The sequence below is a fragment of the Alcaligenes sp. YSL9 genome, from assembly GCF_030515105.1.
In the GTDB taxonomy this organism is placed as follows: Bacteria; Pseudomonadota; Gammaproteobacteria; order Burkholderiales; family Burkholderiaceae_B; genus Alcaligenes; species Alcaligenes phenolicus.
On the sequence record NZ_JALXJU010000003.1, the window covers coordinates 417,679 to 440,000 of the forward strand.

A 22,322-nucleotide genomic window follows, 5' to 3' on the forward strand; every position below is an offset into this window, starting at 1 on the left:
GATTGAGGCGGCCTTTTCAGGCCGCCTTGCCGTTTAGAGAGCGGCGACGGATGTCGCAGGCAGTGCCTGCAATTTGCTCACGGTATCCAGGCATGTACGGGCCGCTTCCTGGCCCTTGATCACAAAGTGACGGTGGAAGTAATCGTGGTGCTCTTTGCCATCATGGAAATGGTGAGGAGTCAGCACGACTGAAAACACCGGCACGTTGGTGCTGAGCTGGACTTGCATCAAGCCTTGAATCACTGCGGTAGCCACAAAGTCGTGGCGATAAATACCGCCATCAACCACCAGACCGGCAGCCACAACAGCGGCATATTGACCCGATTGGGCCAGACGTTGAGCATGCAGTGGGATTTCAAAGGCGCCGCCCACTTCAAAGAAGTCGATCAGGCTGCTGTCGTGGCCCATGGCTTTGACTTCGTCGATAAAACCCAGTCGGGCCTGATCCACAATGTCCTTGTGCCAGCAAGCTTGAATAAAGGCGATACGGGGAGCCAGAAGATTGGCTGGGGTAATGCTGTTCATGTTGGTTTCCTGTTTTATGACAACAAAAACAGGGCATGCAGGAAGCAGGATAGCTCAAGCCCATAGCAGGATGACTCCTGTACAGGTGCGTGAGCATATCCCGTTCTCTCTTTATCCGGACTATACCGTCGGCCCCGGAATCACACCGGGTCTGCTGTCCCTGACCTCAGGCCAGGCGCTCGCGGGCTAGGCTAATGCCATTACCGCCGGTGGGGACTTGCACCCCGCCCTGAGAACGTAGTTGGCCGGGGAGGCCAACCGGACGAGTTTACCGCTAAACCGTTTTTTTGTCAGAGGCGGGAGCCGCTAGTGGCAGCAAGAGCCTCAGAGTGCAGGGTGCGCTGGGCAGGAACTGGGCCTGGCCACCGTGGCGCAGCATAATCTGACGCACAATCGTCAGCCCCAGGCCTGCTCCTTTGCTGGCGCTGTCTTGCTTGTGAAAACGCTCAAAGGCCAGATGAGCTGTTTGCGCGTCCAAGGCTGCACCTTGATCGCTGATATCGATCGCGCATTGGTCTGGCTGTGGGTTATGCAAATGCAAGCTGACCGTGCCTTCGCCATGTGTCAGGGCATTGTCCAGTGCGTTGGTAATGGCTTCGGACAGATCGGCCTCGCAGGCTTGAACCGTATCGAGCGAACTATCATCGTGAAATTGAATCTCTCGATTGGTCTGTTCGAAAAGCGGCCATAAGTCTCCCATCACACGGCGGCACAACGGTGCCAGGGCTGTGTGGTCTGTCAGTTCCGTAGCCTGCTCCTGCTTGCGGGCCAGGCTGAGCCATTGGCTGACCAGACGCTGCAAGTGGGTAATATCCTCGCGCAGCAAATCCCAGTCCTGCTCGCTATGGTGTTCAGCCGTTTGCAGACGCAAGGACATCACAGCTAATGGGGTGCGCAGTTGGTGCGCGGCATCTGCGACCAGTTGTTGTTCATGGTGATAGGCCTGCATCAGGCGGTCCAGACTTTGATTGACGGCCTGTGCCAAGGGGCGAATTTCTTTGGGTAGCTCAGTGACTGGCAAGCGCAGCTCGGGTTGTGCGGGACCCAGCGTCGCAGCCAGATTTGCCGCTTGTCGTACCGGGCGCAAGGTCCAATGAATCAGCCAGGCGATCAACAACAGACCCAACGCACACACCGGCAGCCACAAAAGCAGTGAGCGCCACATGCGGGTTTGCAGCAAGGCTCCGATCAGCTCTCTTTCGCGCTGGTCTCGTTTGGCGACCATCAGGATTTCGCCACTGGGCAGCGTGACCGAAACCGACACCACATAGCCACTGCGATGCTTCAGCCTGAACAAGGCCAGCTCGTCTTCGGGCTGAGCAGGGCGCAGGCGTCGTGGACTTGCCAGACTGGATGAAGCCTGGAGCAACTCACCCTCGGCGCTGTACAGCGAATAGGACATTTCCCCACCGGCGTACTGACGCGGCAAGCTATCCAATGATTCCGAGGGTTTAAAGTCGCGGGCAATTTCCTCGGCCTGCAAAAACAGGCTGATGCGGCGCAGCTCGTCTCGTGTATCGAACAAGGACAGGGCCAGAGCGCAAAAGCCCAAGGCCAGCATCAGCAGCAGGCTGATCAGTAATCGCCCGCGCAGACTGAAGGCGCGCCTGCTCACAGAGCGCGCAAGCGGTAGCCCACACCGCGCACCGTGTCGATGCAAACCAGGGCATTTTGCTCGCGCAGCTTGCGGCGTAGTTTGGAGATCAACGCTTCGATGGCATTCAGACTGATGTCGGTCTGGTTTTGATAGAGCTGCTCCAGCAAATAATCCTTGACCAGCAAACGGGGGCTGGCCTGCATCAGCTCCAGCAAGAGCAGGCTTTCCCGCCGTGGCAACATCAAAGCTTGGTCATTGACCCAGGCTTGTCGCACTTCAGGCTCGAATCGTAGATTCGCGATCACCAGTTGCTGGTAACGATGGGGCGCAGCCCGCCGCAGGATTGCGCTAAGGCGGGCCTCCAGCTCAACCAGATCAAAGGGTTTGAGCAGATAGTCGTCCGCACCGCCACGCAGCCCTTGAATGCGATTGTGGACGGCATCGCGCGCACTCAAGATCAGGCAGGGCAGGCGCTGGCTGCGATCTGGACGATGCAGCTGCGCCAGAACTTCCATGCCGTCCATATCGGGCAATCCCAGATCCAGAATCAGGGCATCAAAGCTATGTTCTTGCAGCAGGGCAAGACCAATCCGCCCCGTCGTAGCGGTGCGAATTACATATCCCTGCCCTTGCAGATGGATTGCCAACAGGCTCAACAAAGGCCGGTGGTCTTCAATAATCAGAATAGTTTTCATCAGACTACGGTCAGAAACCGGGCTCATGATAGTAGCAAATAGAAATGAGTTTGGTTCGTATTATAAATAATGGAAGAATTCTGATGAAAATGAGAACGGGCCTGCGTTGGCCCTTGGCCGCCTTATCCTTGGCGTGCATGTCCGCCTGGGCTCAGGAACGCAATGAAGTTGAGCAGTTAAGTGCAATCTCGGTGACCGCCTCGGGATTCGCTCAGGAAGTGGTGAGCGCACCAGCCTCTATCACCGTGATTACGCGAGAGGAGCTGGAGGGGAAACGCTTTGAGTCTTTGGCCGATGCCTTGCGTCAGGTGCCGGGCGTCAGCATTTTAGGTGGCGACAAAGGGGCTATCTCGATTCGCGGCATGGAGTCCGAGCATGTGCTGGTCTTGATTGATGGTCGCCGCCAGGACATGCGTCAGATCACTATGAAGGGTGGGGTGTCTGAGGCTCTGGACATGAACTGGATTCCCCCGCTGGAAGCCATTGAGCGTATCGAAGTGGTGCGTGGCCCCATGTCGACCTTGTACGGCTCTGAGGCTTTGGGCGGGGTCATCAATATTGTGACGCGCAAAGTGGCCGACAAATGGCACGGCTCCTTGACCGGTGGCTATACCTTGCAGGACAGTGGTTCGGCTGGAAATAGCGGCTCGGCTGATTTGTACTTGTCTGGCCCCATCGTGCCGGGGCGCTTGGGCTTGCAGTTCTGGGGCTACCACAAGCAACGTCAGGAAGATCAGGTGTTGAATGGCTTTGCGCGTGCCAAACGTCAAAACGGTACGGTGCGTTTGTGGGCAACCCCCAATAACAATCATGAGTTCATGTTTGAAGCTGGCCGCACGACCCAGCATTTCTGGACCACCCCCGGCAAGTCATTGGCTTTGACGGGCAAGGCCAATGAAAACGAGTACGTGCGCGACAGCTATACGCTGGCCCATACGGGGCGTTGGGGCCGCTTTGATACGGAGCTAAGCCTGAACCGTGAACAAGCCTATCGCGATGGCCCCACTCAAAGCGCCCGCCCTGATCTTCGCAATACCGTGATTGATGGCAAGCTCACCCTGCCTTTGGCCGATCACATGCTGGTGGGTGGTTTTCAGTGGCGCAAAAGCGAGTTGAAGGCCGATGGCTACTACGCCAATCCGAATGGCGCAGGCGTGGATACTTCCGTGCGTGAATACTCCCTGTTCCTGGAAGATGAATGGAGCCTGAGCCCGTCCTTTGCTCTGACGGGCGGGGTGCGCATGGACGACAATGAGTTTTATGGCCGTCACTGGACTCCCCGTTTGTACGGTGTCTGGAGTGCGACGGATGCCTGGACGCTGAAAGGCGGGATCGCCAAGGGTTTCAAGTCTCCGACCATCATGCAAAGCAATCCGCAAATCGGTTTGCCGCAGCGTGGCGGTGCTTATACCTGGGGCAATCCGGATCTGGAACCTGAGGTCAGCACCAACGTAGAACTGGGCTTGTACTTTGACGATGGCGGACCGTTGAGCGCCAACGCTACTTTGTTCCACACCCGCTACAAAAACAAGATCGCCAATACCGGCTCGCGTCAGCTGTACTACCCCGATGGCCGTCCTGTGCCACCGGACCCGTATACCAACAGCATGTATAGCACCTACTTCAATATCACTGAAGCACGGGTTCAGGGTCTGGAACTGGGCTTGGCCTATCGCTTTAACGAGCAATGGAAAGTGCGCGGCAGCTATACCTTTACGGACTCCAAGGTGCGTAATGGCAGCGCCACTATCCTGGGCTTTGGCTACCCGCAGTCTGAAGGACAGCCCTTGGTGGCGACCCCACGCAATATGGGCAGCCTGACCGTGGACTGGACGCCGAATGAAGCCGTGTCAGCCTTCTCGACCTTGAACGTGCGTGGTCGGGAAACCAATATTTCCTGGGGACAGGGCGGTGCTGTCAGCGAAAGCATGGGGACGATTGCTACGGTGGATCTGGGAGCCAGCTGGCGTGCCAGAAAAGATCTGAGCTTGAGCGCGGCCGTCTATAACCTGACCGATCGTCGTCGCGACTCGGGTACCAGCGGAGCCTATTCCTATGCGGAAGATGGCCGCCGCTTCTGGTTGCAGGCCGAATACCGCTTCTAAATGCGGTTTATTCCTGGGGTTTGGGGCGGCGGCTGATTGTGGAGATCGGCACGCTGACCTCGCCCTGGGTGCTGCGACGGCTACGAGCGCGCCAGGCGTGCCCGTACGCAATTTCCAAGCTCAAATGCAAGGTGCCGTCCATATGGCGCTGTTTCTCCAGCGCATTGAGCAGGCGTTGACGCCAGGGCAGGGTGCTCAGGCTGGCCTTGCGTTGTGGGTGCGGATTGCCGCCCAGCAGACGCAAATCATCCAGCAGTTTTTCAGCGCTGCGGTAGGTTAGCGTCACGACCTCCTGATCCATCACGGGATCAGCAAAACCGTTTTCCAGCAACAGATCGCCAAAGTCGTGCATGTCCACGAATTCCAGCGTTTGGGTGCCCAGATCCGCTTGCTCCATGGCACTGCGCAGCTCGGCAAAAGAGCCGGGACCCAGGCAGGAGAACATGACCAGCGTCTCGGGTTTCAGCAGGCGGTTCCATTCAGCCAGGACTCGATGCGGTTCCGGGTGCCAGTGCAGTGCCATGTTCGACCAGACCAGCTCCTGGCTTTCTGCGGGCAGGCCGCTGTTGGCCATATCGGCCTGAACCCAGTTGGCAGCAGGGGTAGGTTGGTTGCGCAGTTTTTGCCACAGGCTGGGTTTGGATTGGTAGCGCTCGCGGGCAACCTCCAACAGCTTGGCGCTGCGATCCAGACCGGTGTAGTTCATATCCGGGTAGCGGGAACGCAAAGGCTCCAGCGCGTGGCTGGCACCACAGCCGGCATCCAGAATATGAGTGGGTTGCAAGCGCACCAAAGCCAGCCGGGACAACATCCGTTGGGCGACTTCACCATAAAGAAACTGAGCGTGATCCAGGGGAGCGCGGCGATTGAATTGCTGCTCGACGTGGGCGGAGTTGATTGGTAAAGAAGGTAACTGGGACATAGTTGCGCGGACGTTGCTGGCCTGGATCAGTGGCATGTGCTGTGATCGAATCAGCCTGGCTCTGAAAGGTAATGATCTATTATGGCGCATCCCCTGTTTCGGCGCGAGCCGACCCACCGTCTTGTAGGGATTCCACTGTTGGCACGGCCTTGTGTGCTGTGCGGATTGCGTTCGCAAAGTGGCGCACTGTGCCGCTTTTGCCGACACGCGCTGGCAACACCCGCCCAGGATTTGCGCTGCCCTCGTTGTGCTTTGGCCTTGCCGCCCTTGGCTTTACTGGCCTGCCCGGATTGCGGAGCAGGGCAATTGTCCCTGCAAGCGACGGTTGCCGGATTCGATTATGAACATCCTGGCGATATGTTGATACATGCGTTTAAAATTTCCCGTCGGCTGGAAATGGCAGCGGTGTTGGCGGAGCTGATGGTGCAGCAATGGCGTAGGCATGGGCCTGTGCTGAACGCCGCTTGCTGGGTCATTCCAGTGCCTTCGCAGCGTAAAGCCTTGCGCCGGCGGGGCTTTAACCCGGCAGCCGTGCTGGCCAGGCGCGTGGCGCATTCATTGGGATTGTCAGCTCGTTTGCATATCGTCGTGGCGCAAGCACGGCATGAGCAGGCACAGAAGAACTTGGGGCGTCAGGCTCGCAGGCAGGCCATGCGGGGTGCTTTTAACCTACGGGAGTCGCTACAAGGTTGTGATGTGCTGTTGGTCGATGATGTGCTGACCACAGGAGCCACTTTGGATGCCCTGGCACGGGCCTGCCGTTTGGCGGGTGCACAGTCTGTTTATGCCTTGGTCGCTGCACGAGCTCCCTGGAAACTGAAGGCATCCTAGCCCTGTATACTTCCTCGCTTGTTTGCGGCTTTTTCTGCACTTTTTAGGTTTTTCATGTTTCATATCGTCCTGGTTTCGCCCGAGATCCCCCCCAACACGGGTAACGTCATTCGACTGGCGGCCAATACAGGCTGTGTCCTGCACTTGGTGCGGCCCCTGGGCTTTGAGCTTGAAGACAGCAAGCTGCGTCGTGCCGGGCTGGATTATCACGAGTGGGCGCAAGTGAAGGTGCACGACAGTCTGGAAGAAGCCCTCCAAGCCACGGGCTCCGCGCCTGATCGCGCGTTTGCCCTGACTACACGTGGTAGCCATTTGCTGGCTGAGCAAAGCTTTCAGCCGGGTGATGTATTTGTATTTGGCCGCGAAACTGCAGGCTTGTCTGCAGAACAACTGGCTTTGTTTCCCAACGAGCAGCGGATTCGTCTGCCCATGTTGGCGGGGCAACGCAGCTTGAACCTGTCCAATGCCGTGGCGATTTGTGTTTTTGATGCCTGGCGGCAAGCGGGTTACGAAGGTGGGGTTTAAGCTTGTGTAGAGACAGGCCGCCAGGGTGTAGTCCTGGGCGACGCCACGTTTTTCATTGAACTGCGCGTATTTATTTTTGAGTGATGGCTGCAAAGAAAACGGCCCCGCAAATCTTGAATTTGCAGGGCCGTTTTTTTCGATCGTGTCCTTACTCCAGCGACAGATTCAGGCGTTCAATCACTTCATCCCAACGAGCCTTGTCGGCAATGATCTTGTCCGTCATCTCCTGCGGGGTGGAAGGCTCGGACGAGAAGTAAAAGGCGTTGAGCTTGGCCTTGATGTCGTCGCGTTGCAGGATGGTGGTGATTTCCTGGTTCAGGCGTTTGACCACATCGTCCGAGGTATTGTGGGGCACAAAGAAGGCGTCCCAGGAAATCGCCTCGAAGTTTTCCAGACCGGCTTGTGCCATGGTGTCCAGACCGGGCAGCAATTCGCTGGGCTGCAAGGAGGTTACGGCCAGAGCTTTCACCTTGCCCGCTTCAACCTGGGGCATGGCAATGCCGGGCACCATGAAGGCGGCGTCAATGTCGCCACCAATAATGGCGGTCAGGATTTGTGGAAAGCCCGAGTAGGGGATTTGTTCCAGTTTGATATCAACCGCATGTTCCAGCATGGCCATGGCCAGGTGGGCCGAGCTGCCGGGACCAACTGAGCCGTAGTTCAATTCGCCAGGACGAGATTTCGCCAGGGCAATGAACTCTTCTACCGTGTTGGCGGGCGAGTTGGCCGGCACGACCAGCACGTTGGGGCTGGTGCCAATCATGGAGATGGCCTGCAAGTCTTTCAGCGGGTCATAGCCCAGCGAGGTCTTGTACAGGGTGGGAGCGGTCACCATGGGACCATTGATGGTCAACAGCAAGGTGTAGCCGTCGGGCTTGGCATGCGCCACAAAGCGCGTGCCGATATTGCCACCAGCACCAGGACGGTTATCAACAATGACAGTTTGGCCCAAAGCTTGGGACAGGGGCTCGGAAATGGCACGGGCCAGGGCGTCAGGCGAGGAGCCTGCTGGAAAGGGCACGACCATTTGAATCGGGCGCTCAGGCCAGCTGGATTGGGCCAGAGCCGATTGAGCCAGCAAACCAGTGCAGGCCAGCCCCAGGACGGAGCGGATCAGAAGATCACGAGAACGAGCAAGCAATGACATTGTTTTATTCTGAGTAAGAGACGGTTGACTGCAGTTCTGGCAGCGCGGGTGAAGTGCCAGATCGGGCAGACGAAGGTATTAGTGGCCTTCCTGCTTTGCCTCGCGGGTAAGCAAGGCGTGGACAGCTTCGCGCGGGGCCAGTTTTTCAAACAGGATTTGGCAGACCGCGGCGGTAATCGGTAATTCAATCTGGTGCGCTCGGCCCATTTCCAGAACCGAACGGGCACAGCGTACACCTTCAGCGGTAATGCCGGTGGCCAGGATGCTGTCCAGGCTTTCACCAGCACCCAGCGCCAGGCCTACTTGGCGATTGCGGGACAATTCGCCCGTAGCCGTCAGGACCAGATCTCCCAGACCGGCCAGGCCGGAGAAGGTTTCTGCTTGACCACCCAGGGCAACACCCAGGCGCTGCATTTCAGCCAGGCCTCGGGTAATCAGGGCAGCACGGGCGTTATGGCCCAGGCCCAGAGCGTCGGCAATGCCACAGGCAATGGCCATGATGTTTTTGACAGCGCCGCCCACTTCCACGCCGATCATGTCGGTGCTGGTGTACAGGCGCGCTTGCTTGCCATGCAAAGCCTCCAGGGCAATGCCGGCCATATCAGCAGGTTCGCAGGCCAGTGTCAGCGCAACAGGCAGGCCTTTAGCCACTTCCAGGGCGAACGAAGGGCCAGAGAGCACGGCACGGCCTAGCCAGGGATGGTCGGGCAGGCTTTCACGCACAATTTGGTGGGGTAACAAGCCGCTTTCCTGATGGAAGCCTTTACAGGTCCAGACCAGCAGGACGGGATGGCGGCGTGTGGCAGGCAGGTACTGCGCCAGATCCACACAGGTTTGCGCCAGGCCACGCACAGGCACGCCCAGAATCAGCAGGGCAGGGCCGGTGTCATCAGCCAGGGCAAATTCCATGACTTGCTGCAGGCTGTCGCTGGCCTGTAGCGAGTCGGGCAGCACGACATCGGGCAGGTAGGCTGGATTGCGATGATCCTGCCCGATGGCTTGTGCGGTTGATGCTTTGCGCGCCCATACCATCGTGGGAGCCTGGGTGCTGGCCAGAGCGGCCAAGGCCGTTCCCCAGCTGCCTGCGCCCAGGACTGCAACACGAACAGGAGTGTGCGCGTTTGACATCATCAGGCCTGCAAAGGCTGGCCGTCAGCGGGGGCGGCTTGCTGGGCCAGACGCTGCTCGTACAGGGACTGGAAGTTCACTTCAGTCAGGTGCAGGGCAGGCAGGGACGTGCGGTTGATGGCGTCGGCCACGGCAGCGCGCAAGTAGGGGTACAGCATGGTGGGGCACACAATGCCCAGCAGGGGTTCGAGCTGCTCTTCAGGAATGTTGGCAGCTTCAAAGATACCGGCTTGGGTGGCTTCCACCAGGTACATGACCTTGTCGCCAATGCGTGTGGTCACAGTAGCGGTGACGGTGCTTTCGTAGACGGTGTCAGCCAGGCGTTGGCCGCCCACATTGATGGACACTTCCACGGAAGGGGCCTCTTGCTCCAGAAAGATCTGGGGAGCGTTGGGCATTTCGATGGACAGGTCTTTGATGTAGGTGCGCTGCAGGCTGAAGCTGGGTTGTTGAGCTTCTTGGTCAGCGGCTGGGGTGTTCTGGTCGGCCATGGGTGATCCTATGGGATAAAAAAATTGTTAGAAAAAAAATCAGGCAGCCAGCAGAGGCAGCAGGCCACCTTCGCGGTCCAAAGCGGCCAGATCATCGTAGCCACCTACATGGGTGTCGCCAATGTAGATTTGGGGAACGGTACGCCGACCGGTGCGCTCCATCATGAGAGCGCGCTGTTCGGGCTCGCGATCAATCATGATTTTATTGATTTCAGTTACGCCGCGTTGCTTGAGCAGCATTTCAGCGCGCACACAATAAGGGCACACCATTGTGGAGTACATCGTGACTTTTGCCATGAGAGCCTCGTAGAAGGGGGAGCTTACGATTTTTTGACGGGCAGACTGGACTGCAGCCAGCCTTGAATACCGCCTTGCAATGTGTAGGCTTCGTTGATGCCGTGCTTGCGCAGGACGGCCACGCTGCGCGGAGCGCTGCGACCGGTATCGCACACCAGAATGACAGGCTTGTCTTTGGGCAGTGTGCTGGCCTTGGCGTCAAGGTCGGCAGCAGGAATGTTGCGAGATTGTGCAATTGCCCCGGCCTTGAACTGATCGGCGCTGCGCAGATCAATCAAAATAGCGTCTTTCTGGTTTACCATCTGTACCGCTTCCGAGCTTGAAACTGCGCGTCCCGCACGGCCTTTGAAAAAGCTGGGTATTAACAGCATAATGCCGGCAAGCACCGCAATTGCTAAAATTAGAAGATTGTTCTGACTTAAGATGAAGTCCACGTTAAATCCTGTTGATTACCAAGAAAAGCAAGAAAAAAGGGCAAGATCACACGATTATAGAGTGGCGCCAATTTTTCAACCTCGAGGCTGTTTTTACCATGTATAAACTTGTACTGATGCGGCACGGCGAAAGCCAGTGGAACCTGGAGAACCGGTTTACTGGCTGGACCGATGTCGATCTTACCGAAACCGGGCGTCAACAGGCAAAGCAGGCCGGTGATCTGCTTAAAGAAAACGGTTTTGAGTTCGACCTGGCTTTCGCGTCGGTCCTCAAGCGCGCTATCCGTACCTTGTGGATCGCCCTGGATTCGATGGACGCCATGCACACCCCCATAGGTTTGAGCTGGCGCCTGAACGAACGCCATTATGGTGCTTTACAGGGCTTAAATAAAGCCGAAACCGCACAAAAGTACGGTGAGGATCAAGTCCTGGTCTGGCGTCGTGCCTACGCAATCGCTCCCGAGCCCGTCGCTGAAGACGATCCACGCAATCCGCGTTTTGATGCTCGCTACGCTCGTGTGCCAGCTGATCAACTGCCTCGCACCGAGTGCTTGCAAGACACCGTGGCCCGCGTGGTTCCTTTCTGGGACGAGTCTATTGCTCCTGCAATCCGCTCCGGCCGTCGCGTTCTGGTGACGGCTCACGGCAACAGCTTGCGCGCGCTGATCAAGCACCTGGACGGCATCTCTGACGAAGACATCGTTCACCTGAATATTCCTACCGGCCAGCCTTTGGTGTACGAGCTGGACGAAAACCTGCGTCCTATCCGTCATTACTACCTGGGCGACCAGGAAGCGATTGCGGCTCAGATGCAAGCCGTGGCCAATCAGGGCAAGGCGCAGTAAATAATGTGGCGCTACAGCGTTTGCCTGTTGCTGGCAGCCTGGACCTTACCGGCCCTGGCTGCTGATCCGGACTTGGCCGCCCGCCAGGCCCAGGCTCAAAAGCAGCAGGCAGAGCTGCGCCAGAAGATCGAATCGCTGCGCAAAACCATCGACACCAGCGAAAGCTCGCGTCGTGACGCCGCCAATGCCTTGCGCGAATCCGAGCAGGCTATTTCCGATATCGATCGCACGCTGGCTCAGATTGAGCAGCGGCAGGAACAATTGCACCAGCAGCTAGGTACGCTGGGCAAACAGATCAGCGAACAGCAAGTGATCAAAGAGCAACGTCAGCAGGAGCTGGCCGAGCAATTACGAGCACAATACGCCAATGGTGTGTCGCCCTGGTCTGCCCTCTTGTCGGGTGATGATCCCAACGCCATTAACCGCGAATTGCATTACCTGGGCTATGTCTCGCGTCAGCAGACCGAGCAGGTTCATAAAGTACGTCGCACCGTAGAGCGTCTGGATCGCTTGCAGACCCAGGTTGCCGCGCGTGAGAAAGAGCAGGAGCAACTGGCCAAGGAGGCCGCGGCTCAGAAGGAAGCTCTGGAAGAACAAAAAGAAAAACGAGCCAAGGTGGTGGCTGACATCAGCGCCGAGCTGGAACGCCAGCGCGGTCAGGCTGCCAACCTGCAAAGTAATGACAAACGGCTGGGAGATTTGATCTCCGGCCTGGAAACTGAAATTGCTCGACAGGCCGAGCTGGCCCGTCGCGCCGAAGAACAACGCCGACGGGAAGCGGCGCGCCGTGCAGAGGAAGCGCGCAAAGCCGAGCTGGCTCGTCAGCAAGAGTTGCAGCGTAAAGCCAAACAAGAGCAGGCCGCCCGTGAACAGGCGCGTCTGGAGCGCGAGCGGGAGTTGCTGGAGCGGGCTCGTGCCACGCAACCGCCTTTGCCTGCGGCCTTGCCATCTAGCAAGCCGGAACCTGCTGCGCCACAGAAGCCAGATCCGGAACCCATGATTCCGCGTCCACCGCTGACCTACACGCCGCCGACCGCGAACGAGCGTCTCTTGTCAGACAGCCTGGAAGCGTCGTCCGAGCCTAGCGAGCCGATCAGCAAACCAGCCGCTCCCAAAGTGCGCGAGGTTCAGGTCGTTGAGGAGCCCGTCGAGCAGGCATCTGCTCCCGCCTTGGAACCAGAAGGTGGTTTCCAGGGTCTGAAACGTGGCTTGCCTTATCCGGTACGCGGCGAAATGCAAGGCAAGTTCGGGGCTGAACGTCCTGATGGCGGCATTTGGCGCGGTATTGTGTTGCGAGCACAGGCCGGCACCACGGTTCGCGCGGTAGCTCCAGGCCGAGTGGTTTTTGCCAGCTGGATGACCGGTTTTGGTAATTTGCTGATTATTGATCATGGTCGCGATTACTTGAGTGTCTATGCCTATAACCAGAGCACCCTCAAGCAAGTAGGCGATATTGTGGGGCGTGGGGATGCGGTTGCGCGGGTGGGAGCCACCGGCGGCCAGGTTGAACCCGGCCTGTACTTTGAGTTGCGCCATCAAGGCAAGCCAATCAATCCGCAGGTTTGGTTAGGTTCCTAAGCCACTTTTGCCTGCGGTGCTTACGTTTGCTCGCATTTGTTGCGCGGGGTAGCGACTCCAGCCCAGTTCACGCTGGTCGACGCTTTACGCTACTCTTATAATGCATGGTCGGGTCAGCTCCGGGAGGTGGCCCCGTCTTGAATCTGAAAATAATGGGAATGTGCATGAGCACTCGAAGGATTGGCAGCATTGGTCTAGTGGCAGCAGGTGCTGTGGGCGGTATCTTGATCAGCCTGGGCATTACTGCGGTCGCTCAACGCGGCGAGCCATTGCCTTTGCGCGAACTGCAGCAGTTCGCCAATGTGTTCGCTGCCATCAAGAACACGTATGTGGAGCCCCTGACGGATCAGGCCCTGGTCAATAACGCGATCAAGGGTTTGTTTACCGATCTGGATCCGCACTCGGCCTATCTGGATGCCGACGCTTTCAAGGAAATGGAAGCCATGACCCAAGGCGGGTTCGGCGGTCTGGGCATAGAGATTGGTAGCGAAGACGGGATGCCTAAAGTTATCTCGCCTATCGAGGATACGCCTGCGGCGCGCGCCGGTATTCTGGCGGGCGACATCATCACGCACATCAATGGCAAACCCACCAAGGATTTGAGCCTGAATGATGCCGTCAAGCAAATGCGTGGCGAGCCCAAAACCTCCATCAAGCTGACTATCCGTCGTGCCGGACGTGACAAGCCGCTGGAGTTCAACCTGGTGCGTGATGTCATCAAGGTGCGCAGTGTGCGCTCCAAGATGCTGGCTGACGATGTGGCTTATGTACGCATTGCCCAGTTCCAGGAACGTACCGCTGCTGATCTGGTCAAGCAGTTGTCCGAAGTTCATAAAGGCCCAGGCGCACCAAAAGGCTTGGTGATTGACCTGCGTAACGACCCTGGTGGCTTGCTGGAAAGCGCGATCGGCGTGACTTCCGCCTTCCTGGATTCGGGTGATCTGGTGGTTTCCACCAAGGGCCGTATTCCTTCCTCCAACCGCGAGTACTACGTCAAATCCATGCAGTCCGTTCTGGGCGAGCTGGATACGGACGCGGATGTTCTGAAGAAACTGGATTGGCTCAAGAACGTGCCTATCGTGGTGCTGGTAAACGTGGGTTCGGCCTCGGCGTCGGAAATTGTGGCCGGTGCTTTGCAAGACCACAAACGCGCCACCATTATCGGTAACCGCACCTTCGGCAAGGGCTCGGTGCAAAGTGTGGTCCCTCTGTCCGAGGAATCGGGCCTGAAACTGACGACTGCCTTGTACTACACACCTAACGGTACTTCCATTCAGGTAACGGGTGTCCAGCCGGACGTGGTCGTGGATGACACCGCCCAGGGCAATCTGTTCCGCCTGCCGCGTGAAGTGGACTTGAAGCGTCACCTGGTCAACAGCAAGGTGGATGAAACTACCGAAGAAGAACAGCCTGATCTGGGCATGAGCCCGGAGTTCAAGATGTTTGAATTCGGTGGTGACGACGACTTCCAGTTGCAGCAAGCGCTGAACCATCTGGCTGGCCGTCCTGTGATCAAGAACGATCCAGCCAAAGTAGCTGCCGCCAAGGAAGCCGCTGCCAAGCGCGAGAAGGAAGTGGAGTCCGAGTCGCCGGAAAAAAAAAGTCCCCTGAGTCAGCAACCCAGCGTTGAGCGGTTCCGAATCACCCCCAAGGGGCTCGAACCGGTAAAGCCGTAAACACAGGTTCCTGACGTGGAAGATCAGCAATTACTGCGCTATGCGCGGCATATTCTGCTCGATGAATTCGGGGTAGAAGCGCAGGAGCGAATTCTGGCTTCTCGCATCCTGGTCGTTGGAGCCGGGGGACTGGGTTCCCCCGTGGTGGCTTATCTGGCGGCCTCGGGTGTGGGCTCCATCATTCTGGTGGATGATGATCAGGTGGAACTGAGCAATCTGCAGCGTCAGATTGCTCACACCACCGATCGTCTGGGCTGGGACAAGGTTGAATCTGCCAGGCTGCATATCGAGCAGCTCAATCCCGAAGTGAAGGTGACACCCGTCGTTCAGCGTCTGGACGAAGCGGGCTTGATGCATTGGGTTCAGCAAGTGGATCTGGTGCTGGATTGCTGCGACAACTTCGCAACCCGCCATGCGATCAACCGTGCCTGCGTGGCATTACGTAAACCTTTGGTGTCAGGTGCAGCGATTCGCTTTTCGGGTCAGGTCAGTACTTACGACTTGCGTCAGCCCGAAGCTCCTTGCTACCACTGTCTGTTCCCTGAAGCGGACGACGTCGAGGAACTGCGTTGCGCCACCACAGGCGTTTTGTCGCCCTTGTTGGGTATGGTGGGCAGCGCACAGGCGGTTGAAGCCTTGAAGCTGTTAGGCGGCTTCGGAGAGCCTTTGGTGGGCCGTTTGCTAAGTGTGGATGCCTTCAATATGAATTGGCATACCGTACGTTTCCGCAAAGATCCGGCTTGCCCGGTATGCGGTTCAGCGGCTGAACACGCCGATCACGCTTGATCTGTTTCTGATCTCTGCTTCACGACTTCAGGCCATGAGTATGAAAATGGCCTGGTGTGATGCCAAAGCGCCGTCTAAATTGGCGGTGAAAGTAGGACAGATCTGAAAACCCTACTGAATAGGCTATTTGCGCCACCGTGTTTGACGGTGTCTGGCGCAACAGCTGTGCGGCTGCATCCAGCCGCAGCTGCATTAACTGGGCTGTAAAAGTACTTCCCTGTGCTTTGAACAGTTCCTGAACGGTACGCGGTGCCATACCCAGGTGCTTGGACAGGGCCGCAATATTCAAGGCGGGATCACCTAGTCGATCAGACAGATAGCCCAGTGCATCTTCGTACCGAGCCGCGCTTGGAGCAGGCGGGGCAGAGCGCCGCTCGTTAATGCTCATGGCCAGCAGGTCGCGCAGACAACGCCAGGCCTGATCGTGCTGATTCGCCCGCAAGTCATCGGCAGACAACAGCAAGCCTTGCAGATAGTGCTCCAGCAAGTGCAGGCTGGCGCCTTGCGCCAGGGGCTGGGCGACCACGTCATTCAAAGGGCCGGTATAGGGCAACAGCCCATCCAGCGGCAAGCGCAGCGTGGTCATGATGACCTCGTCCACAAAATCCAGTGTGAAGGGGCTGGTGCCTATATTCAGGCTCAGGCTCCCGGCGGGGAGCCATTGCTCACGCCCGTTCTGAATCAGGCGGCAGTGGCCTTGTTGATGCACATTCAAGAACAACCAGGGCTGATCCGTTTGCGGCCTGCTTGTGCTGACCCGATAGGGCTGAGCGGTCAGCCGGTTGATCGCTACCTCCCCCAGACGTTGCGAGCGCAAGGTGCCATGAAAGTTTTGTCCGTGGCACTGCGTTTGCACATGCTGAAAGGACAGTGAAATGGCTTGAGTCCAGAGCTTGGCGCCTTGTCCGGGTGGCAAAGCCTGCGTATCCCAGTGGTAGTTCGTGCTCATGCGTTTTTTTCCGTCTTCTGCGCCATTGTCCAGATTGGGCTGCGCCCCAGTCCACGACACAGAGAGGCATTCGGCTCAAGAATAGTATCTAAGACAGTACTGCATGGTGAGCTATGGCGCACCTCGGTGGCTATCGGGTTTAACCATGAAGGGTGCCCAAAGCGCACCTGGAGACAACACAGGAAAGGAGCAGTCATGACAGAGCAGCTAAAGCAGGTCTACCCCTACATCAACGGACAGGCCTGGAAATCAGAAGGTCAGTTGCATAAGGACCTGGTCAATCCCTATACGGGCAAACCGCTGGCTCGCGTTTTTCTGGCGACCCAACAGGACATTGAAGAAGCGCTAGCCAGTGCAGAACGTGCACAGCGCATCTGGGGCAAGATGCTGGCCCGTGAACGTGAAGCGATTTTGTGCCGTGCGGCTGACATTGTGGAACGCCGTCGCGACGACATCGTGCGTGTGCTGGTTGAAGAGGGCGGTAACGTCTTTGGCAAGGCCATGTTCGAGTGCGATTACATCGTCAGCACCTTCCGTATTGCCGCCGGTCAGACCCGCGATATTCGGGGTGAAACCATGCCGTCGGACCTGCCAGGGCGTATTTCCATGAGCATTCGTCGTCCTTTGGGCGTGGTGGCTGGGATCGGGCCTTTCAATGCACCTTTGCTGCTCAATGGCAAGAAGTTGGCCCCGGCACTGGCGGCGGGTAACAGTTTCATCCTGAAGCCTTCGCCGCATACGCCTATGGCTGCCTTGATGTTTGCCGAGATTCTGGAAGAAGCCGGTCTGCCTCCCGGTGTGTTGACCGTTCTGCTGACCACCGACGAAGCTCTGGGCGATACCTTGTTCTCTGATCCGCGCGTCAAACTGGTGACTTTCACGGGCTCGGCTCGAGTGGGTCGTATCCTGGCGGATCTGGCTGGTCGCCATCAAAAGCGCATTGTGCTGGAGTTGGGTGGTAAAAGCCCGGTCGTGGTGCTGGATGATGCCACGCTGGATTACGCTGTGCGCTCCGCCGCTTTCGGCATCTATTTCAATCAGGGCCAAGTGTGCATGGCCAACTCGCGCATCATTGTGGAGCAGGGCATTTACGATGCGTTCTGCGAAGCCTTTGCCAAGCAGGTGGCTCGTATTCCTGCTGGTGATCCTGCTTTGCCACAAACCGCGGTTGGTCCGCTGATCAGTTCCGAACAGGCTGATTTTGTGCAGGCCCACATTCAGGACGCCGTCTCCAAGGGGGCCACCTTGCTGGCAGGTGGCGGCCGCGAAGGCAATGTGATCCAGCCTACGGCCTTGTGCGATGTGACCCCGGACATGCATCTGTACCACGAAGAGACTTTTGGTCCTGTGGCTGCCATCTACAAGGCGCGCGACTACGAGCACGCCCTGGAAATGGCTAATGATACTTCCTACGGCTTATCCTCTGCCATTCTGACCAACGATCTGCAAAAGGCCATGGATTTTGCCGAGCGTATCGAGGCAGGTTCGGTCCACATCAACGACAACTCCTTTGATGATGATCCGAATGCGCCTTTCGGTGGCTTCAAGGACAGTGGCTACGGCAAGGAAAATGGCCGCTACTCGATTGCGGACATGACCGAATTGAAGTGGGTCACCATTCAGCAAGGGGAGCGCCAGCTGGCGTTCTAAGCAGGCCTAGGGACGTGGCCAGTTCTTGACCAGTTGTGCGATGCGGTTGATGCGATGGTCAACATACGGGCTGCGTCCATGATACAGAGCGCTAAATGGAGTGCCTGCGTTATAGATATGGATGGTTTGCATCCCTAACTGGCGGGCACTTTTCAAATTGCGCAGGGTGTCTTCGACCAGAACAATGTCGCGGGCCTGGGATTTCAGCACGGCCAGAGCCTGCTTCATCAATGCCTGAGAGGGCTTGGGGCGATAACGGCCTTGCAGCTGCATATGCTCGATGGCCCATAGCCCGTCAAAGACAGGCAGCAGATTCAGGGCTTTCAAGACGCGCTGTGCGTACTCCAGCGGTGCATTGGTCAGCAGCAGTTTGTAGCCAGGCAGACGGCGCAATTGGTAGGCCAGGCCTGGTTCGGCGCTGATCAGGGAAGGCACGTCAAAGTCGTGAGCGTGTCTCAGGAATGTCGCCGGGTCTGCTCCGTGGTGGCGTTGCAGGCCGATCATGGTGGCGCCGTAACGTTTCCAGTACTCCAGACGCAGCCGGTCGGCCTCGTCCATATCCACGCCCAGCGTTTGCGCCACGCCGATGCGCATGCGTCCATCAATCGCCTGGAAAATGCCTTTGGAGGCATTGTGCAGGGTGTTATCCAGATCAAACAGCCAGATGGTTTCATCTGGCTGACAGGCTGACAAAGGCCGTGCCCAGGCATGGGCACGGATAGGAGCGCGCACGGATTAGTGCGAGCTGATCATGGTGCCCACACCACGGTCAGTCAGGATTTCCAGCAACAGGCAGTGAGGGACACGGCCATCAATGACATGTACGGAGTTGACGCCATTGCGCGCTGCATCCAGGGCCGAAGAGATCTTGGGCAGCATACCGCCGGAGATGGTGCCATCAGCGAACAGTTCGTCGATGGTCTGAGCTGACAGGCGACGCAACAGTTGACCTGCCTTGTCCAGCACACCGGGAGTGTTGGTCAGCATGACCAGTTTTTCAGCGCTAAGCACTTCGGCCATCTTGCCGGCAACGACGTCGGCATTGATGTTGTAGGCCTGACCGTCCTCACCGTATCCAATTGAGGAGATCACGGGGATGAACTGATCGTCCTGAAGGGCTTTGACCACTTCTGGCTGGATGCTTTCAATATCACCCACAAAACCAATATCCAGCAGCTCGCCAGGATGCTCGGCATCCGGCAGCATTTTCTTGGTGACGCGAATCATGCCACCGTCTTTACCGGTCAGGCCCACGGCCTTGCCACCGGCTTCATTAATCATCATCACGATGTCTTGCTGCACCTGCCCGCCCAGCACCCACTCCACCACTTCCATGGTTTCGGCATCGGTGACACGCATGCCCTGAATAAAGGTGCCTTCTTTGCCCACTCGCTTGAGCGCGTCATTGATCTGGGGGCCGCCACCGTGCACCACAACGGGGTTCAGGCCAACCAGCTTGAGCAAGACGACGTCATGGGCAAAGCTGCGCTGCAACGCTTCTTCAGTCATGGCGTTGCCACCGTATTTGATGACGACGGTCTTGCCGTGGAAACGACGAATATAAGGCAGGGCCTCGGACAAAACTTCTGCTTTGACGGTCGAGGAGTAATTCTGCGAATCTGTGGTGCTCATTGATGCGCTCACTTGAAGAAAACCCGGGTCCACTGCTGGTACCCGGGGTTATGTGGCTGGGGGCAGAAACAGGCTTTTAGCTGCTGGCCAGGGCTTTTTCGACGGTGGCAATGAATTCCTGCTTGTCGTAGTTACCCAGGTAGCGCTTGATGATGTGGCCCTGTTTGTCGAGTAAAAAGGCAGTGGGCGTCAAACGGACGTCCCCAAAAGCCTTGGCGATTTCGCCCTTGTCGTCATGGACAACCGTGAACGGCAGTTGGCGGGATTGGGTGAAGTTGCGCACGTAGTTGATGGGGTCGTGCTTCATGGCCACGGCCACAATATCAAACCCTTTGCCAGACATGGCATTGAAGTTCTCAATGTTGTCAGGCATTTGCGCCACGCAAGTGGTGCAGTCCGTGGCCCAGAATTTCACCAGGACGACCTTGCCTTGCAAGTCTTTGGTTTCAAAGTGCTTGCCATTCAGATCGGTAAAGGCGACATCCGGGGCGCTGGCCTTGGTGCTGCCGGACATGGTCCAGACGCCCAGACCCACGGCAATGGCAACAGCAAGGGCAATGATGACTACTTTTTTCATTGGACGGGCATGACTTCTACAGAGGAGGCGGGCGCAGGCTCAGCTGCAGGGGCCGCTGTGCCAGAACTATTGCTTGGCTGATTATTGGTGCTCAAAGGCTGTGCCAGGCTTTCGGCGCTGACGTATTCAAAGAGCTTGGCCACCTTGTTCACGCCAGGGACGCTGGAGGCAGCAATCGCGGCGCGTTCGCCTTCTTCACGGGTGACGCGACCCAGCAGATAGACCACGCCACGCTCGGTGGTGGTGGAGATCGTGCGGCTGGGAACGTCTTTGGCGTTCAGCAAGGCGGTGCTGACTCGGGTGGTGATCCAGGAGTCATTCGAGCGTACGCCCAAGGGGGTAGGTTCACCCACACGCAGCTCGTTGACCACGCGGTTTACCTTATCAACTTTGGAAACCAGGCGAGCGGCTTCTTCCTTGTCGGCCTGGGTAGGCACATCACCCGTCAGCAGGGCAACCCCGGCGTAAGACGTAGTATTGATGCGGCCTTCCTTGTTTTCCAGCAGGCGGCGTGTTTCCGCACCGGCTTTCATGACAATGGTTTTGTCCTCGACCTGCTCGCCCGTAGTGCGGCGGTCGGTAGCGACAACGGCGGTTGTGGCAGCAGCGCCGCCAACTACCAGCAGACCGCAACCGGTCAGCGTAGTGCTGGCCAGCAGGGCGGCCAGAATCAAACGGTGTTTCATAGTGGATCTCCGAGCAGCAGCGCATCAATGCCATCGCACATGGCGTGCAACAGAACAATGTGTACTTCCTGAATACGCATGGTTCGATCGTGCGGGACGCACAGATGGATGTCGGTATCCGAGAGCAGATCGGCAATTTGTCCGCCGCCCTTGCCAGTCAGGGCAATGATGACCATATCGCGCTCGCGAGCCGCTTCGATGGCGCGGATTACGTTTGGCGAATTGCCGCTGGTGGAGATGGCCACCAGAATATCGCCAGTCTGGCCCAAGGCACTGACCTGGCGTTCAAAGATGCTGTCAAAGCCATAGTCATTACCCACCGCCGTCATGATGGAGGTGTCGGTATTCAAGGCAATGCCAGCCAAGGGCAAACGGTCGCGCTCAAAGCGGCCCACCAGCTCAGCTATAAAGTGCTGGGCGTCGGCTGCTGATCCGCCGTTTCCGCAGGCCAGAATCTTGCCGTCGTTGGCCAGGGTGGCAAACAACAGCTCGACAGCGGCGGCCAAAGGTTCGGCCAGTTCGCGTGTGCTGGCTTTGAGAGTATCGACGGAATCGTCGAAATGCGAAGTCATTAAGGCGATAAGGTCCATAGCGCGCATTATCGCACGGAGAATTTCCCCGTGGGGCAGGCAGATCGTGTCATGTTGAAAAAAACGCCACGGTATTGAAACCAGATGCTGTAACAGGGCCGAAATACGGCGTGGCGGCTGGGTTTTTTGTATAGGACAGCGTTCTTGTCTGAAAATTCCCAGGGTGGCTTTGCTATTTTTTATTTTTCAGCGCTGCTCGAAGGCGTTCTGGATCCAGGTCAGGGTGTCGTCTTCAATGGCGATAACGTCAAATCGGCAGGCGGGCAGCCTGCCCTGGAAATAGCGCTGGCATAGCGTCGGCAGCCATTGTTGGGCTGTCAGGATCAAGCGCCGTTGCTTGTCCCGGTTTACACTGGCAAGCGCTCCGCCGTAGCCCTTGTGATTGCGCTGGCGCACTTCCAGAAAGACAAGATGATCTTGATGCCACAGAACCAGGTCAATCTCCCCAAAGCGAGCACCCAGTTGACGGGCCAGAATATGGGCACCCTGCGCGGTGACATGATCGCAGGCGCGCTGTTCAGCCTGGTCGCCGCATTGCTGGCTGGGAGAGCGCCGTGGCCTGTCCTTTCTGGCTGCAGGACGACTACGCTGTTTGCGCCGCAGTTGCCGGTTTTGAGCCTGGCGAGCGTATTCAAAGGGATTCATAGGGATACACG

At 57.6% G+C, this 22,322-nt stretch carries 24 protein-coding genes and 1 riboswitch; of the genes, 8 read left to right on the plus strand and 16 right to left on the minus strand.

Going from position 1 to position 22,322, the window contains the following annotated elements; translation table 11 throughout:
• Positions 1-33: 33 nt before the first annotated feature.
• The 3 genes from M2Q46_RS14530 to M2Q46_RS14540 form a co-directional block, all read right to left on the minus strand.
• Positions 34-525, minus strand: a complete 492-nt coding sequence (locus M2Q46_RS14530; protein ID WP_060185355.1) for a 6,7-dimethyl-8-ribityllumazine synthase — start codon at positions 523-525, stop codon at positions 34-36.
• A gap of 98 nt (positions 526-623) precedes the next feature.
• Positions 624-766, minus strand: a riboswitch (FMN riboswitch).
• Between the two features lie 33 nt (positions 767-799).
• Positions 800-2,140: a HAMP domain-containing sensor histidine kinase gene (locus M2Q46_RS14535; RefSeq protein ID WP_302357545.1), complete on the minus strand. Its 1,341-nt coding sequence runs from the start codon at positions 2,138-2,140 to the stop codon at positions 800-802.
• Positions 2,137-2,817 (minus strand): response regulator transcription factor, encoded by a 681-nt coding sequence (locus M2Q46_RS14540; RefSeq protein ID WP_302357546.1) that lies wholly within the window; start codon positions 2,815-2,817, stop codon positions 2,137-2,139. The genes M2Q46_RS14535 and M2Q46_RS14540 overlap by 4 nt, the downstream gene beginning before the upstream one ends.
• An 83-nt stretch (positions 2,818-2,900) precedes the next feature.
• Here M2Q46_RS14540 and M2Q46_RS14545 point away from each other — a divergent pair, with 83 nt between their 5' ends.
• Entirely contained in the window at positions 2,901-4,922 is a 2,022-nt protein-coding gene (locus tag M2Q46_RS14545) for a TonB-dependent receptor (protein ID WP_115634453.1), read from the plus strand.
• A 7-nt stretch (positions 4,923-4,929) separates the two neighbouring features.
• Here M2Q46_RS14545 and M2Q46_RS14550 read toward each other — a convergent pair whose 3' ends face one another.
• Positions 4,930-5,844 carry a methyltransferase domain-containing protein gene (locus M2Q46_RS14550; protein ID WP_031232879.1) on the minus strand — a complete coding sequence of 305 codons (915 nt, stop codon included), beginning with the start codon at positions 5,842-5,844 and terminating at the stop codon, positions 4,930-4,932.
• 81 nt (positions 5,845-5,925) lie between these two features.
• On the opposite strand from M2Q46_RS14550, the gene M2Q46_RS14555 reads away from it, so the two are divergent.
• Both M2Q46_RS14555 and M2Q46_RS14560 read left to right on the plus strand, forming a co-directional pair.
• The gene (locus M2Q46_RS14555; protein WP_302357547.1) at positions 5,926-6,675 is read left to right on the plus strand and encodes a ComF family protein; all 750 of its coding nucleotides are present in this window, start codon (positions 5,926-5,928) and stop codon (positions 6,673-6,675) included.
• 54 nt (positions 6,676-6,729) lie between these two features.
• Positions 6,730-7,200 (plus strand): tRNA (cytidine(34)-2'-O)-methyltransferase, encoded by a 471-nt coding sequence (locus tag M2Q46_RS14560; RefSeq protein ID WP_035270260.1) that lies wholly within the window; start codon positions 6,730-6,732, stop codon positions 7,198-7,200.
• Positions 7,201-7,348: 148 nt separating this feature from the next.
• Here the strand turns inward: M2Q46_RS14560 and M2Q46_RS14565 are convergent, their stop codons facing one another.
• The 5 genes from M2Q46_RS14565 to M2Q46_RS14585 all read right to left on the minus strand — a co-directional run bounded on the left by M2Q46_RS14565 (position 7,349) and on the right by M2Q46_RS14585 (position 10,634).
• Positions 7,349-8,347: a tripartite tricarboxylate transporter substrate binding protein gene (locus tag M2Q46_RS14565; protein ID WP_035270263.1), complete on the minus strand. Its 999-nt coding sequence runs from the start codon at positions 8,345-8,347 to the stop codon at positions 7,349-7,351.
• 78 nt (positions 8,348-8,425) lie between these two features.
• A complete protein-coding gene (locus tag M2Q46_RS14570) occupies positions 8,426-9,475 on the minus strand; it encodes an NAD(P)H-dependent glycerol-3-phosphate dehydrogenase (protein ID WP_060185554.1) in 1,050 nt (349 codons plus the stop codon).
• A gap of 2 nt (positions 9,476-9,477) precedes the next feature.
• Positions 9,478-9,966 carry a protein-export chaperone SecB gene (gene secB, locus M2Q46_RS14575; RefSeq protein ID WP_009458614.1) on the minus strand — a complete coding sequence of 163 codons (489 nt, stop codon included), beginning with the start codon at positions 9,964-9,966 and terminating at the stop codon, positions 9,478-9,480.
• Positions 9,967-10,005: 39 nt separating this feature from the next.
• Complete coding sequence (grxC, locus tag M2Q46_RS14580; protein ID WP_009458616.1) at positions 10,006-10,263, minus strand: glutaredoxin 3; 258 nt, start codon at positions 10,261-10,263, stop codon at positions 10,006-10,008.
• Positions 10,264-10,286: 23 nt separating this feature from the next.
• The gene (locus M2Q46_RS14585; RefSeq protein WP_226349166.1) at positions 10,287-10,634 is read right to left on the minus strand and encodes a rhodanese-like domain-containing protein; all 348 of its coding nucleotides are present in this window, start codon (positions 10,632-10,634) and stop codon (positions 10,287-10,289) included.
• A 161-nt stretch (positions 10,635-10,795) separates the two neighbouring features.
• Between M2Q46_RS14585 and gpmA the strand changes: the two genes are divergently transcribed.
• From gpmA to M2Q46_RS14605, 4 genes are all read left to right on the plus strand, one after another.
• A complete protein-coding gene (gpmA, locus tag M2Q46_RS14590) occupies positions 10,796-11,542 on the plus strand; it encodes a 2,3-diphosphoglycerate-dependent phosphoglycerate mutase (RefSeq protein ID WP_009458620.1) in 747 nt (248 codons plus the stop codon).
• 3 nt (positions 11,543-11,545) lie between these two features.
• Positions 11,546-13,120, plus strand: a complete 1,575-nt coding sequence (locus tag M2Q46_RS14595) for a murein hydrolase activator EnvC (RefSeq protein ID WP_302357548.1) — start codon at positions 11,546-11,548, stop codon at positions 13,118-13,120.
• A gap of 164 nt (positions 13,121-13,284) precedes the next feature.
• Positions 13,285-14,796 carry a S41 family peptidase gene (locus M2Q46_RS14600; RefSeq protein ID WP_021447177.1) on the plus strand — a complete coding sequence of 504 codons (1,512 nt, stop codon included), beginning with the start codon at positions 13,285-13,287 and terminating at the stop codon, positions 14,794-14,796.
• Positions 14,797-14,811: 15 nt separating this feature from the next.
• On the plus strand, positions 14,812-15,582 hold the full coding sequence (locus tag M2Q46_RS14605; RefSeq protein WP_257112483.1) for a HesA/MoeB/ThiF family protein: 771 nt from the start codon (positions 14,812-14,814) through the stop codon (positions 15,580-15,582).
• A gap of 19 nt (positions 15,583-15,601) precedes the next feature.
• Here the strand turns inward: M2Q46_RS14605 and M2Q46_RS14610 are convergent, their stop codons facing one another.
• Complete coding sequence (locus tag M2Q46_RS14610; protein WP_302357552.1) at positions 15,602-16,531, minus strand: AraC family transcriptional regulator; 930 nt, start codon at positions 16,529-16,531, stop codon at positions 15,602-15,604.
• A 195-nt stretch (positions 16,532-16,726) separates the two neighbouring features.
• Here M2Q46_RS14610 and M2Q46_RS14615 point away from each other — a divergent pair, with 195 nt between their 5' ends.
• On the plus strand, positions 16,727-18,181 hold the full coding sequence (locus M2Q46_RS14615; protein ID WP_302357554.1) for an aldehyde dehydrogenase family protein: 1,455 nt from the start codon (positions 16,727-16,729) through the stop codon (positions 18,179-18,181).
• Positions 18,182-18,187: 6 nt separating this feature from the next.
• On the opposite strand, the gene M2Q46_RS14620 is transcribed toward M2Q46_RS14615, so the two are convergent.
• From M2Q46_RS14620 to M2Q46_RS14645, 6 genes are all read right to left on the minus strand, one after another.
• Positions 18,188-18,913 carry a pyrimidine 5'-nucleotidase gene (locus tag M2Q46_RS14620; protein WP_035270278.1) on the minus strand — a complete coding sequence of 242 codons (726 nt, stop codon included), beginning with the start codon at positions 18,911-18,913 and terminating at the stop codon, positions 18,188-18,190.
• A gap of 3 nt (positions 18,914-18,916) precedes the next feature.
• Positions 18,917-19,813, minus strand: a complete 897-nt coding sequence (argB, locus tag M2Q46_RS14625; RefSeq protein ID WP_009458643.1) for an acetylglutamate kinase — start codon at positions 19,811-19,813, stop codon at positions 18,917-18,919.
• A gap of 76 nt (positions 19,814-19,889) precedes the next feature.
• Positions 19,890-20,390, minus strand: a complete 501-nt coding sequence (locus tag M2Q46_RS14630; protein WP_021447175.1) for a peroxiredoxin — start codon at positions 20,388-20,390, stop codon at positions 19,890-19,892.
• Entirely contained in the window at positions 20,387-21,076 is a 690-nt protein-coding gene (locus M2Q46_RS14635) for a BON domain-containing protein (RefSeq protein WP_060185345.1), read from the minus strand. The genes M2Q46_RS14630 and M2Q46_RS14635 overlap by 4 nt, the downstream gene beginning before the upstream one ends.
• A complete protein-coding gene (locus M2Q46_RS14640; RefSeq protein ID WP_009458645.1) occupies positions 21,073-21,666 on the minus strand; it encodes a phosphoheptose isomerase in 594 nt (197 codons plus the stop codon). Before M2Q46_RS14640 ends, M2Q46_RS14635 begins: the two co-directional genes overlap by 4 nt.
• A 186-nt stretch (positions 21,667-21,852) precedes the next feature.
• The gene (locus tag M2Q46_RS14645) at positions 21,853-22,311 is read right to left on the minus strand and encodes a YraN family protein (protein ID WP_035270287.1); all 459 of its coding nucleotides are present in this window, start codon (positions 22,309-22,311) and stop codon (positions 21,853-21,855) included.
• Positions 22,312-22,322 lie beyond the last annotated feature (11 nt).